Origin of the sequence: Methylobacterium sp. 285MFTsu5.1, from assembly GCF_000383455.1 — a bacterium.
Taxonomy (GTDB): Bacteria; Pseudomonadota; Alphaproteobacteria; order Rhizobiales; family Beijerinckiaceae; genus Methylobacterium.
The window spans coordinates 23,621-36,227 of record NZ_KB911307.1; the positions used below are offsets into that span (position 1 = coordinate 23,621).

10 protein-coding genes and 1 pseudogene are annotated in these 12,607 nt (G+C 63.2%); 7 read left to right on the forward strand and 4 right to left on the reverse strand.

Features of this window, described 5'->3' with window-relative positions:
* Positions 1 to 93: 93 nt before the first annotated feature.
* From H288_RS0129390 to H288_RS0129400, 3 genes are all read left to right on the forward strand, one after another.
* Entirely contained in the window at positions 94 to 1,209 is a 1,116-nt protein-coding gene (locus H288_RS0129390) for a carbon-nitrogen hydrolase family protein (protein WP_020096159.1), read from the forward strand.
* Positions 1,210 to 1,312: 103 nt separating this feature from the next.
* Positions 1,313 to 1,609, forward strand: coding sequence for a DUF485 domain-containing protein (locus H288_RS0129395; protein WP_026605410.1), 297 nt, complete (start codon positions 1,313 to 1,315; stop codon positions 1,607 to 1,609).
* A gap of 12 nt (positions 1,610 to 1,621) precedes the next feature.
* Complete coding sequence (locus H288_RS0129400) at positions 1,622 to 3,190, forward strand: cation/acetate symporter ActP (RefSeq protein ID WP_020096161.1); 1,569 nt, start codon at positions 1,622 to 1,624, stop codon at positions 3,188 to 3,190.
* 392 nt (positions 3,191 to 3,582) lie between these two features.
* On the opposite strand, the gene H288_RS34420 is transcribed toward H288_RS0129400, so the two are convergent.
* The 3 genes from H288_RS34420 to H288_RS0129410 form a co-directional block, all read right to left on the reverse strand.
* Positions 3,583 to 4,542, reverse strand: coding sequence for a PDR/VanB family oxidoreductase (locus tag H288_RS34420; RefSeq protein WP_158684270.1), 960 nt, complete (start codon positions 4,540 to 4,542; stop codon positions 3,583 to 3,585).
* A gap of 11 nt (positions 4,543 to 4,553) precedes the next feature.
* Entirely contained in the window at positions 4,554 to 5,330 is a 777-nt protein-coding gene (locus H288_RS0129405) for an MOSC domain-containing protein (protein ID WP_020096162.1), read from the reverse strand.
* A gap of 295 nt (positions 5,331 to 5,625) precedes the next feature.
* Positions 5,626 to 6,618, reverse strand: a complete 993-nt coding sequence (locus H288_RS0129410; RefSeq protein WP_020096163.1) for an alpha/beta hydrolase — start codon at positions 6,616 to 6,618, stop codon at positions 5,626 to 5,628.
* 295 nt (positions 6,619 to 6,913) lie between these two features.
* Between H288_RS0129410 and H288_RS34425 the strand changes: the two are divergent.
* Positions 6,914 to 6,994, forward strand: a pseudogene (locus tag H288_RS34425) (MucR family transcriptional regulator); the annotation flags it as partial.
* Between the two features lie 488 nt (positions 6,995 to 7,482).
* On the opposite strand, the gene H288_RS0129415 reads toward H288_RS34425, so the two are convergent.
* Positions 7,483 to 8,391, reverse strand: coding sequence for a LysR family transcriptional regulator (locus tag H288_RS0129415; protein ID WP_026605412.1), 909 nt, complete (start codon positions 8,389 to 8,391; stop codon positions 7,483 to 7,485).
* Between the two features lie 190 nt (positions 8,392 to 8,581).
* On the opposite strand from H288_RS0129415, the gene H288_RS0129420 reads away from it, so the two are divergent.
* From H288_RS0129420 to H288_RS0129430, 3 genes are all read left to right on the forward strand, one after another.
* Complete coding sequence (locus tag H288_RS0129420; RefSeq protein ID WP_020096165.1) at positions 8,582 to 9,436, forward strand: alpha/beta hydrolase; 855 nt, start codon at positions 8,582 to 8,584, stop codon at positions 9,434 to 9,436.
* 643 nt (positions 9,437 to 10,079) lie between these two features.
* A complete protein-coding gene (locus H288_RS33090; protein ID WP_051123802.1) occupies positions 10,080 to 11,081 on the forward strand; it encodes an alpha/beta hydrolase in 1,002 nt (333 codons plus the stop codon).
* Between the two features lie 527 nt (positions 11,082 to 11,608).
* Positions 11,609 to 12,277, forward strand: a complete 669-nt coding sequence (locus H288_RS0129430; RefSeq protein WP_020096167.1) for a Uma2 family endonuclease — start codon at positions 11,609 to 11,611, stop codon at positions 12,275 to 12,277.
* The last annotated feature ends 330 nt before the right edge of the window (positions 12,278 to 12,607 follow it).

Below are 12,607 nucleotides of genomic sequence, written 5' to 3' on the forward strand. Positions count from 1 at the left end.
GCATCAGCGCACTGCGCGTTGCATATTTCCGGCCTTCGCCGAATGGCGGGTCTCTGTTGAAACGGCGGTGTCCCTCGAATTGGAGCCGCGCGAATGCCCGCCGAATATCCGCAGTTCAAGGCTGCCGCCTGTCACGTCGCACCGGTCTACCTCGACAGCGCCGGCTCCGCTGAGAAGGCCGTGGCGCTGATCGGCGAAGCTGCTCGCGCTGGTGCGGACCTTGTGGTCTTCCCCGAAGGCTACATGCCGGGCTTTCCCCTCTGGGTGGCCTTGCGCGCGCCGATCCACAACCACGACCTGTTCAAGCGACTGGCGGCCCAGTCCGTCCGACTCGACGGCCCCGAGATCGGCGCGGTGCGTGCCGCGGCGCGGCGGCACGGCGTTCTTGTCTCCCTTGGGTTCAGCGAAAGCACCCAGGCTAGCGTCGGATGCCTTTGGAACTCGAACGTGTTGATCGGGCGCGACGGCGCCATCCTCAACCACCACCGCAAGCTCGTCCCGACCTTCTACGAGAAGCTCGTCTGGGCGAACGGTGACGCCCGGGGCCTGCGCGTGACGCAGACCGAGATCGGACGGGTCGGCATGCTGATCTGCGGCGAGAACACGAACCCCCTGGCCCGCTACGCCCTCATGGCACAGGGCGAGCAGGTCCACATCTCGACCTACCCGCCGGCTTGGCCGACCCGCCCGCCGGGCGAAAGCGCGGCCTACGATCTGAAGCGGGCCATCGAGATCCGCGCCGGGGCGCACGCCTTCGAGGCCAAGGTCTTCAACATCGTCTGCTCCGCCGTCCTCGACGACATGGCGAGATCGGTCCTATGCGACGGCGATACCGCCCTGGCCGACATCGTCGAGCGGACGCCCGCGGGTGTCTCCATGGTCTTGGATCCGACCGGGTCACATGTCGTCGAGCCACACCAGGGTGGCGAGCGCATCCTCTATGCCGACATCGACGTCGCGGACTGCGTGGAGCCCAAGCAGTTCCACGACGTGGTCGGCTACTACAACCGCTTCGACATCTTCCAGTTGAACGTCGACCGGACGCCGCGCGAGCCGGCCAGCTTCGAGGCCGCGGCCGCAACCTCGTTCGCGCAAGGGGCCGACCGCGCGGGTGGTGACCCGGGCGCCTTTGGTCCGGTGCTCGCATGGTCGGGGCCTGACGGCGGCGACCAAGCCGTGGCTCCCCCGCTGCGGCGCCTGGGCAACTGAGGCATTCCCGACGCGGCCGGCTCCCATGGCAAGACCGCGCCGCCCCGAGAGTTTGCGTTCAGAACTCCCTTTTCTCGAATCCCACAAGCAATGGAGACCCGGCATGCTTTCGCCCGACAGGCATCCCGTTTCCGAGCACGATCACCGCATCATGGACCTCTCCCGGAAAAGAGCGCGGGTCGCCACGGCCCTGAGCGTCGTGATGATCCTGATGTACTTCACGTTCATGGGGATGTTCGCCTTCGCGAAGCCGACGCTTGGCACGATCCTCGTCCCGGGTCTCTCGCTCTGCATCCTCCTGGGGGCCGGCGTCATCGTCGGCTCCTTCTCGCTCTGCCTCGTCTACGTGGTCTGGGCGAACCGCTTCTACGACCCGGCCGTGCGCCGCATCACGAACTGAGGGCCGGGCACGATGCAAGCCGCGAACAATCCCCTCGCCGTCACCTTCTTCGTCGTCTTCATGGCGCTGACGCTCGGCATCACCTACTGGGCCGCTCGGCGAACGCGGACGACCGAGCAGTTCTTCGCCGCCGGCGGGCAGATCACGGCTTGGCAGAACGGCTGGGCGCTGGCTGGTGACTTCCTCAGCGCGGCGGCGCTGCTGGGCATCGCCGGTATTATTACCTCGAACGGCTTCGACGGGCTGATCTACTCCATCGGCTTCCTGGTCGGCTGGCCGATCATCTCGTTCTTGATCGTCGAGCCGCTGCGCAATCTGGGCAAGTTCACCTTCGCCGACGTGGTCGCCTACCGCCTGCGCCAACGGCCGGTGCGGACGGCCGCGTCCGTCGGGACGCTGACCGTCATCCTCCTGTACCTGATCGCCCAGATGGTCGCGACGGGCTCACTGATCAAACTCCTGTTCGGGCTGCCCTACACCGTCTCGGTCATCGTGGTCGGGACAGCGATGCTCGTCTACGTGCTGTTCGGCGGCATGCTGGCGACGACCTGGGTGCAGGTCATCAAGGCGGTGCTCCTGTCCATCGGCGGCCTGATCCTGGCGCTGTTGGTGCTGGCGCACTTTGACATGAACCCGCTGCACCTCTTCTCGGCCGCGGCCGAGAAGTATGGCGACCGCGTGCTCCAGCCGGGCTCCAAGGTCGCTGGGAGCGGCTGGGACGCGATCTCCCTGGGTGTCGGGTTGATGTTCGGGACCGCCGCGCTGCCCCATGTCCTGATGCGGGCGTTCACGGTCCCGGACGTGAAGGAGGCCCGGATGTCGATCCTCTACGCGACCGGCATCATCGGCTCGTTCCACCTCCTCGTCTTCGTGATCGGATTCGGGGCGATGGTCCTCGTCGGACCCGAGATCGTGACCAAGGCCGGGGGCGGCGGCAACATGGCCGCCCCCCTCCTGGCCCTCACGATCGGGGGAAGCGGGTTCTTCGGCTTCATCTGCGCCGTGGCGTTCGCGACGATGCTCGCGGTCGTCGCCGGGCTGACGCTGTCCGGGGTGGCGACGGTCTGCCACGACCTCTGGGTCAACGTCGTTCGCCAGGGGCACTCCTCCGAGCGCGAGCAACTCACGGTCGCACGGATCGCGACGGTCGCCATCGCCGCCCTGGCGGTGTTCCTGGGCATCGTCTTTGAGGGCCAGAACGTCGCCTTCATGGCGGGGCTCGCCTTCGCCGTTGCGGCCTCCGCGAACTTCCCGGCACTGCTGCTGTCCATCGCCTGGAAACGGTTCACGACCCCGGCGGCAGTCGCCAGCATCCTGGTCGGGACGTTCTCCGCCCTCCTGATGATCTGGCTGTCACCCACCATTCAGGTCGACGTGCTCGGGAAAAACCTCACCGAAGTCTCGCGATCTTGGTGGTTCATCCCGATGAAGAACCCGGCCATCATCAGCATGCCGCTATCCTTCCTCGTGGCGGTCGCTGTCTCACTCATCACCCGGGAGGAAGGCGCCGAAGTCACCTTCCGTGAGATGCGCCACCGGATCATGTTCGGTAAGTCCCAGGATGCGTATCCGGGACGGTGACCCCCAGGCTGCGCTTGGCACCGGCGACGGGCTGCTCCAAAGCGTTTCGCCACCGCGTTCTTGCACCTCGGCACCGGGGCTGGCACCCGGCCGAGCCGGTTTGCTGCGCCGGTTCGTCGAGGGTCTCTCGCTTAAACGTGCCGTGGACGAGGCTGCGCTCGCGTTACCCTGGTCGACAAGCCCGATCGAGGGGCAGATCGGCGGCATTTCCCGGGGGGCGACAGCAACTAATGAGCTTGGCTTAGGTCTCCGCGCTCACCCCGTAAGGCCAATCGAAACAACCGGATCGTCGATGACATCCATCGGGGACGACCACCTACGATGTCAGCTATTCTCGGGCAGCACGGCTACGCCTCGCCCCGCTTGCAGATGGAAGTAGGCGGAGTTGCCTGTCAGAAGTCCAGTTCCAGTTCGGCACCACCGGCTGCACGCGAAACACACGGCATGATCGACGAGAGGCGATCTTCCGGTGCGAGATACATGTCGCGATGATCCGCCTCGCCCGCCACCAATGTCATCCGGCATTTTCCACACGTGCCACTTTCGCAGGAGGCGTCCGGCTTCAAGTCTGCCCGACGCAGCGTATCCAAGATCGTTTCGTCCTCGCCGACATGAAAAATCCTTCCCGTCGAGACTTGCCTGACGGAGAATGCCTGGTCTCCCGCCCTGGTTTTGGGGAGCGAGCCAAAGCGTTCGAAATGCACATGGCTGCGGGGCCAGTGAATTGAATTGAGCCCGATGCTTCGCATCAACTGATCCGGTCCGCAGCAATACAAGTGGGTTCCAGTGCCGTTGTCCTTCAGCATGGGCCGGATGTCGAAACGTCTCCCGCCATGTTCTGACGAGAAGTGACACGTCAATGCGCCTCCAAGCTCCATCCGCCCGAGATCCTCCGCATAGGCCGCTTCAGCCTGAGAGCGGGCAAGATAGAGCAGCCTAAATTCGTTGAGCGAATCTTTGGTGAGCCGGCGAATCAGCGACATCATCGGAGTGATACCGATCCCGCCGGCAACAAGAAGATGACGTCGCCCGTGCCCGAGTCTTAGGCCATTCTGCGCCAACTCCACTTCGAGCACGACGCGTTCGTGAGCCTCGTCATGCATGCTCTGTGAACCGCCGCGCGACGTCGGCTCACGCTTGACCGCTATGACATAGCGGTGTCGTTCGCGATCGTCATTGCACAGCGAGTAGTTCCGGCGCTCCGAGGACGGCGTTTGCACGATGAGGCTGCTTCCCGCTTCGAACTCAGGCAACGGGCCGCCATCCGACCGTCGAAGGTCGAACTCACAGATCGCCTCCGTCAGCATCCTTCGCGCGTGTATCTGAAGCGACATACCGTTTCCTGAGGTCATGGTCGCCTCCGTCATCGGATCGTGACAGGGGAACCGATCTCTACGGATCCCCCTTCGAGAACTTCGGCATAGACTCCCATGTCGGCATGACCATAGTTCTTCATGAGCGAGCGTGGGATTGCCATGTTCCGCTCGGCCGTCGTTGGGTCCACGTCAGTGGCGGCGCAGCGCCGAGTTCTCCTGAAAATCCGCAGTCTCGCGGAGCCGATCTCAATCTCCCTGCCCAGCAGTTCGAATTCCTGAAACGCATCAAGCCCGTCGAAATAGAGGTTGGCTCGGAAGCGCATCGGATCGATCTGAGCGTCAATGCGTGCTCCGAACTCACGAACGCTATTAAGATTCATCAATGAGATCGCGTTCATCATCAGCTTCGAATGGACGGAGATGTCGGTAAAACGATTATCTCCTCCGACCGCTATCGTCGGTTCTTTGCCAGCATCAAGATCAAACATGTGTGAGAAGAACTTACTCAGTCTCCGCCGGCCGGCTTCCGTATCCAGATTTTCTTCCAGAACAAGCTGGCCTTGCACGCGTATTTCGAGCCTATGCGTTTTGTTGTCGAAGAAGGTCGAGAGGCCTGCAAGCCGCTCCTCCTTCACGAGGACTATGAAGCGCGTTTTCGGCAGTGGCTGATAGTTGACCGCGTCATAACCACTGTCGTGGCGTGCAAGGCCATAGATCCGGTCCATGGGAAAGCCCTCGCCCTGGACCAGCCGCACGTTGGACAGAGCTTGCGCGCTCAACCCCTTCACCGGGTAGTGGTACAATCCGGAGACGGTTGGCGCCATTGCAGCCCTCCTTGCCATTCAGATCAAAGCGATGCCGTCGCCTCGCATGACCGAGGCCTGGAACGGCGAGTGGGGAAGCGCTCTACGGCTCGATCCGAAGCGCGCCTGTTTTTAACATTCTGCTGGCTCATGTGAAACATTCTGTTCAGACGAGAGCAGGTTATCTGACTGCGCCTTCCTTGCGCGTCGCCGCGCGAAGAGTCTTGAGCTCCGAACCACCGACCAACGCCGGCGACAAGTGGTTGGCGAAGATGCGGGTCTGCCCGGAGAAGCCAATGCAAACCTTAGATGAATCTCAGAAGAAGCCTCTGATCTCGCGCGCAATGTCCGCCCCGTTGGTTTCCAGCGCGAAATGCCCGGTGTCGAGGAAAGTGACGCGCGCGTCCGGAATGTCACGCCGGAAAGCCTCGGCTCCGGGCGGTACGAAGAAAAGATCGTTGCGACCCCATACCGCGAGGAGCTTCGGGCGGCGCTCGCGGAAGAAGGCCTGAATCAGCGGGTAGCGCTCCAAGTTGCGCTTGTAGTCGAGCTTGAGCTTGACTTGGCGACCCGCGTTGCCCGGTCGCGCTAGGATGGCCGCATCAAGCGTGTACGCCTCCGGTTCAATCACGGACGGGTCGGGTACGCCGTGGAAGTAGGGCGCCTTGACGCCCTCGAGCGTCATGCGGGCGCGGATGGCGTCCACGGCGGCCTCGTTCGGCTTCGCCCAGTAGGCCCGGAGCGGCGCCCACGCGGCCTCGCCGAGCCCTTCCAGATAGGCGTTGCCGTTCTGAGACACGATGCCGGCGATGCGGTCAGGATGGGCGAGCGCCAAGTCCCAACCGACCGGAGCGCCGTAGTCGAACGTATAGAGAAAGTAACGCTTGAGGCCGAGGGCATCGACGAAGGCCTCCACTGTACGCGATAGTGACGCGAAGTCATAGACGTAGCCTCGGTCGTCCGGAACCACCGTGAAGCCGAAGGACGGCAGATCCGGCGCGATCAGGCGAAACCGGTCCGCCAGGCTTGGCATGAGATGGCGGAAGTAGAAGGAGGAATTTGCGAAGCCGTGCAGGAGCAGGAAAACCGGCGCATCTGGGCGGCCAGCCTCTCTGTAGAAGACGTCCACACCGTCGGCCCGGATCATGCCGTGACGAACGTCGTCCTCCATTGCTGGCTGGCCCTCAGCAGGGATGGCGCCTGCCGTGCTCAATCCCGCCGCGAGGGCAGCGCCAACGAGCAGATGCCGCCGCGTTGACTTGGCCTGCACGCCCTTGGTTGTCTCGATCCCATGCTGATGAGGGGTCATGGCTCGTCTCACGATTGCGGGATGATGAGCGGCTCGACCCGTTCGCCTCTCAGCAAAAGATGTCGAATCCGCCGATCGGGCCTGTGCGAAGGACATCCCAAAGGAGTTATCGATTGACACCCGTGATCCGAAATGTGGCGTCGGGCGGTAAGGCCGAGATATCTCGGGACCACTCGGCCGAGAACCCGCTGCTATCGGGAGGCATCTTCCCGATTTTCGAGACGGTGGTCAGATTGACGTGGCGTGTGTTTTGTACTGGGTCAGGTTCCAGACTTGGTAAGTCCTACCGTCCGAATATCCGATGGTCGCCCCGAGCTACTCTGCGCGGCGTTCGAAGATCGCCAGGAAGATCCAGCTTGGCTCGAAGGCCGACTAGGTCCTTCAGGCGGTAACCGTAGGGACAATCGCTGGCTGCCGCCCCGCTTCCGACCCATGCCAGCCATGTCGACGACCATCGGCCGTTCCCGAAAACGGACCTTAGCCTGGCGCGCGTACTCCGGCCAGGATTCCATGGCAATACATTGACCGCTGTCGGTCAAGCAACAGCACAATTTGCGAGCGAGTTCTGGGCAGGGCGCCTGTCAGGCGCAGATCAGACGCGACCCTCGACTTGGACCGCGCAGGGCTTGACACCCGCGCGACGTCGCGGCGCTCAACAGCACGATGCAGACACGCCAGACGTGCCTCTAGACCGTATTGCCGCCGGCGACCGAGGCCTCAGCCCCGTTCCGGTCCGAAGTCGTCAGCATGGAGGTGATACCTATGCGCATTCATAAAGCCTGTCAGCATCCGCCGCGCCCGTCATCTTCCCGTCTAGGACACTTCCGTCGGGAGCCGATCACTAGGGGAGCGAGGGCTGTGACTTCACCCCACGGCACCCAGCGTAGAGCGGATGCGCGGCGTCGCAAAGTCCAGGAATGCTCGTAGCTTCAGCGGGAGGCGTCCGTTCCCTACATGGACGAGGCTGACTGGGATCGGGTCGAGCTCGAACGGCCGAAGCACGAGCGCCTGCCGCCCTGCCGCGACGAGGGGAGCTGCTTGGTACGATAGCACCTGAGTGAGACCGACCCCGGCCGCCGCGGCGTCGAGGGCTGCCTCGGCGGTGTTGACGTGTAGGCGCGACCGGACCTGCACCGCTTGGATAGCCTTGCGATCCGACGTCGCGAATAGCCACCCTGGACCGGCGGCCAAATCGCTGAAGGTCACGCATGGGATCTCAGCGAGGTCTGAGAGCGTCTGCGGCGTTCCGTGGGCGGCCATGAAGGCCGGACAGCCGCAGACTACCCGGGTGATGGTTCCCAGCCGGACTGCGATCAAGTCGCTGTCCGGCAGGTGTGCGATGCGGACAGCTAAGTCAACGTGGTCCTCGACGAGGTCCAGAGCTCGGTCTGTCAGGATTAGCCGAACGGTGATGTCGGGGAACCGGGAGAGGAAAGCGTTGATCACCGGCAGCACGTAGAGGCGTCCGAAGACCAACGGCGCCGTCATCGTCAGCTCGCCCCGGGGCTCGCTGTACTCGCCCTTCACTGCACGCTCTGTCGCGTCGATCTCGCCGAGCAGGCGTCGACATGCCTCTATATAGGGAGCAGCGGCATCCGTCGGCGTGAGCGTGCGGGTCGTGCGTACAAGCAGGCGCACCCCGAGATGATCCTCCAAGTCCGCGACCTTGCGGCTGACGGTCGGTAGCGGAATCCCGAGCTTGCGCCCGGCCGCCGAGAGGCTCCCGGTCTCTACGGCGGCGACCAGGATTGTCATGGCCTCGAGCCGATCCACCATAGCCTCTCATTTTTCGCGAAGGTCACTCTCGGTCAAGCTTGATTATCCCATCCTCAGTGAGAGGCTACAAGCCATCCTGCCAACGGCGAGCGCAGCTGACCCTGCTCATGTCCACAGCACCGTCAGCCACCTCCGGGTCAGTTCTCTGACTCGGCCGCCGTCACGCTCGCCCCGAAGGACGCTTGTCATGACCCAGATCCGCTATCGCACTGCCGACGTCGACGGCTTCACCATCTTCTATCGGGAGGCCGGAGACCCGACGAACCCGACGCTTCTCCTGCTGCACGGCTTCCCTTCGTCCGGCCATATGTTCCGCGACCTGATCCCGCTCCTGGCGGACCGCTTCCACCTCGTCGCCCCGGACCTACCGGGCTTCGGCCTGTCGGAGATCAAGCCGCGCGACACCTTCGCCTACAGCTTCGACGCGCTGGCCAAGGTCATCGGCCGCTTCACCGAAGTGATCAGGCTGGAGACCTACGCGCTCTACGTCTTCGACTACGGTGCGCCCACCGGCTTCCGCGTGGCCATGGCGCATCCGGAACGGGTGACCGCCATCATCTCGCAGAACGGCAACGCCTACGAGGAGGGGCTAAGCGAGGGTTGGAACCCGATCCAGCGCTATTGGCGGGACCCGAGTGCCGCCAACCGCCAAGCGTTGCGGGAACTGCTCACCCCCGCCTCGATCCGCTGGCAGTACGAGCACGGCGTGCCGGATACCGCGCTGGTCTCGCCCGACGGGAGTGCCCTCGACGCATGGTACATCCAGCGGCCCGAGGTCGACGAGATCCAGCTCGACCTGTTCGGCGACTATGCCAGCAACGTCGCGCTCTATCCGGCCTTCCAGGGCTATTTCCGGACGCAACGGCCGCGCCTGCTCGCGATCTGGGGACAGAACGACCCGTTCTTCCTGCCCGCCGGAGCCGAGGCGTTCCGCCGCGATATACCGGATGCGCAGGTACGCTTCCTCGACACGGGACACTTCGCACTGGAGACACATGCCGCGACCATCGCAGACGCAATCGTCGTCTTTCTGAATGCTTGAAAGTCGATGAGATTAGCGTTCAGGTCGAGCTTGAGCGTCTCGCGTGCAAAATGGCGCTAGATCATCATCGGAGGCTTCGCGCACGCCATCTGGCTTCGCGAAAAGACATACACCCGTGACATCTCCGAATGATGGCACAACACGCTGACTTCAAGATCACTCCGAGCGGCCACCTCCGCGATGGTCGCTCTGAACGCGGCTGCCTCGCAGCGGGCCGATCCCGACGTTGGGGGGAGTTCTTGCCCGAAGCCGCCCCCTCGTACACCGCGGTTTGGACCGAGACGAACCCTTCTGATTCGGGCTGCGGCCCGAAGTAGAGGTACAATCCGGAACGGCGTCAGCGTCGGCCCCTGGTCGGCCAAATGACCCGTTCAGCTATAATACTGAAAACCCTTCTGAATAAAAGTCGCAACAAAATGATAAGTCGTGCCGCGGGAAGCGGCCTCAAGCAGCTGCACGTGCTTCGCGCTGTCATCGAGGTCTGCGAAGCACCTATCAGGTTATAAAAAGGCTCAAGTTGACATCTGAGTCATATACGGTGCCCGAAATCGTGGATTCAGTTCGTAATGGCGGTCGTCCCGATGGGCGCAGTCGAAACACCGACCTCGAAATGTGTCGGTGAGCATCTCTCAAGGAGAAGATCATGTTTAAAGGATTCACTATGAACATGCTTGGCATGGCGGCAATAAACACGCTTGCCGCAGCGGCCCTGACGCTCGGGATACCGGCTACCGTCGAGTCCGCCGCTGCGCGCCAGGAAAATACCCAGCCTGCGAGTCCGATCGTTCACTATCGCTCCGCCGAGGTGAACGGTCTTAACATCTTCTATCGCGAGGCAGGACCCAAAGATGCTCCTACCGTACTCCTGTTGCACGGCTTTCCGAGTTCGTCGTTTCAATATCGCAACCTTATACCAGTTCTCGCTGCCCGCTATCACGTCATCGCGCCCGACTACCCAGGTTTCGGTCGATCAAGTGCGCCAGATCACACCGCATTCGCCTATACGTTCACGCATTTGACAGACGTCGTGGACGCATTTCTCGACCAGATAGACGTCAAGAGCTATACTCTCTACATACAGGATTACGGTGCACCGGTTGGCCTTCGCCTCGCACTCCGACATCCGGAGAGAGTCACCGGCCTCATCGTTCAGAACGGAAACGCCTACAAGGATGGCATCCAAGATTTCTGGAAGCCTGTCGAAGACCTTTGGGCTGATCCGACGGCCGCCAATCGCAATGTGCTGCGCAAGGTGCTTACACCTGAATTGACGAAGTGGCAGTATCTAAACGGCGTAAAGGACCCTACTCGGGTGGATCCCGACACGTGGATGCACGATCAGACGTTGCTCGATCGGCCTGGCAACGACGAAATACAGCTGGACCTATTTTACGATTACCGCACAAACGTCGCTCTCTATCCAGAATTTCAGGCGTTCTTTAGAGCCCGCAAGCCTCCGACTCTCATCGTGTGGGGCGCCAACGACGCGATCTTCCCGGCTGCCGGCGCCAAGGCATATCTGCGCGACAATCCGCAGGCCGAACTCCACCTAATAGACTCAGGCCATTTCGCGCTGGAAGATAAAGCGGATGAGATTGTCCCCCTCATTCAGGATTTCCTCGGCCGTACGCTACCAAACCGCTGATCCGTTGCGCCCGGCGACCCGGGTCGTTGGGTGTAGATAAGCGCCGAACCCGGACCCCTGTCCGAAGGACGGTAATGTCCTCAACAAGCGGACGTTTTTCCATTTAGAGGTGGGGTCCCGATCGGCGCCGGCCGGAACCCCGCTCCTCCCTCGATTTCGCTAGTGATAACAACGCGCTGCCTTGGCTTTGATCTAGGGTCCCGCTTCAACGCCGATCCACAGGCATCTCGGCCTCGAAGCGTCCGGCGAGTGGTGCAGGATGCGGCGGGTCTTTCATGGGAAGCCCAAGGCCTCATCAGGGCCGCTTCCGGCTTCTGTGCCCCTTTCGCCGGTCCGGGGCCCATCAGGCGAGGCGGCCGGCGAGCCGTTGGGGGTCTGCGCCTCTGCCGGTCAGGCATCGCAGGCTCCGGTGGTCCGACGGATTACGGGCGACGTGCAGGGGAACGGGGGCGATGTGGTTCGGCCGCCGGTCACGAAGGGCCGCGCGCCATCCCTCGGGGAGGATGCGGCGTCCACGGCGAGCTGGTATGGTGGCCGCGCTGTCCACATCATCGGCGAGGTGGCGCGTGGCGACGGTGCGAATGAACGAGCATGCCAGGGTTGCCGGCCCGTCCTTCGATGAATTCGTCAGGTCCCGTCCCGACGAGGAAACCTGGGAACTCGTCGACGGGAGCTTCATGATGCAGGCGCAGCCCAGCGTCGAGCACCAGCTCATCTCCGGGAACGTCGAGCGCCTCCTGAACGACGGGTTGGAGCGGGAAGGCATCCCGCGTTTCGCCGTCCAGGGCGCCGCCATCGAGCTCGGGTCGGGGCGGAGCGACACGTACGTGCCCGACGTGGCCGTGCTCGACGCCTCGGACGAGGACCTGGACCGCAATGCGTCCCAGACCTGCTTCCTCGCCTGCGAGGTCGTCTCGCCGAGCGACAGGCGACTGGTGCCGGGGACGGGCGAGACCAAGATCGCCAGCAAGGTCCGGGGTTACCGGGAGCTGCGCAGTTGCGAGGTCATCCTCGTGATCGAGCAGGGCGCGCCTTTCGTCACGCTTCTTGTCCGCACCGATGGCGTTTGGGGGTCGGAGGATCTCAGGTCGCCGGACGACGACATCGTCCTGCCGGCGTTCGGCCTTCGATGCACGCTGGCCGACATCTACGCCAGGACGCGCGTGCTGAGGCCGGGGGCCTCGCCCGGCCCGTGAAACGGGCTGGGCGCCTCCGCCCAACGCGGAGCGATGGGATGCGGCCGGTCCCGGCCATCATGTTGCCTGACGCCGCGGGGCGTGTCCGCTTAGGCGCAGACGCACTTCAGGACGGCTTCGGGCCGGCCGTCATCGCTGGTCAGGCCGCACCGGCGCGCACGGCGATCCGGTCCCGGTCACTGACCACGACCACCGCGTCCGAGGCGCTTCCGTCCTCGGGCTCGAACGCCCAGACTGTAGATAAGCGCCGAACCCGGACCCCTGTCCGAAGGACGGTAATGTCCTCAACAAGCGGACGTTTTTCCATTTAGAGGTGGGGTCCCGATCGGC

Coding starts and splice junctions, on each gene's coding strand:
- H288_RS0129390 (WP_020096159.1), top strand. CDS start 94: ATGCCCGCCGAATATCCGCAGTTCAAGGCTGCCGCCTGTCACGTCGCA.
- H288_RS0129395 (WP_026605410.1), top strand. CDS start 1,313: ATGCTTTCGCCCGACAGGCATCCCGTTTCCGAGCACGATCACCGCATC.
- H288_RS0129400 (WP_020096161.1), top strand. CDS start 1,622: ATGCAAGCCGCGAACAATCCCCTCGCCGTCACCTTCTTCGTCGTCTTC.
- H288_RS34420 (WP_158684270.1), bottom strand. CDS start 4,542: ATGACCTCAGGAAACGGTATGTCGCTTCAGATACACGCGCGAAGGATG.
- H288_RS0129405 (WP_020096162.1), bottom strand. CDS start 5,330: ATGGCGCCAACCGTCTCCGGATTGTACCACTACCCGGTGAAGGGGTTG.
- H288_RS0129410 (WP_020096163.1), bottom strand. CDS start 6,618: ATGACCCCTCATCAGCATGGGATCGAGACAACCAAGGGCGTGCAGGCC.
- H288_RS0129420 (WP_020096165.1), top strand. CDS start 8,582: ATGACCCAGATCCGCTATCGCACTGCCGACGTCGACGGCTTCACCATC.
- H288_RS33090 (WP_051123802.1), top strand. CDS start 10,080: ATGTTTAAAGGATTCACTATGAACATGCTTGGCATGGCGGCAATAAAC.
- H288_RS0129430 (WP_020096167.1), top strand. CDS start 11,609: ATGGTGGCCGCGCTGTCCACATCATCGGCGAGGTGGCGCGTGGCGACG.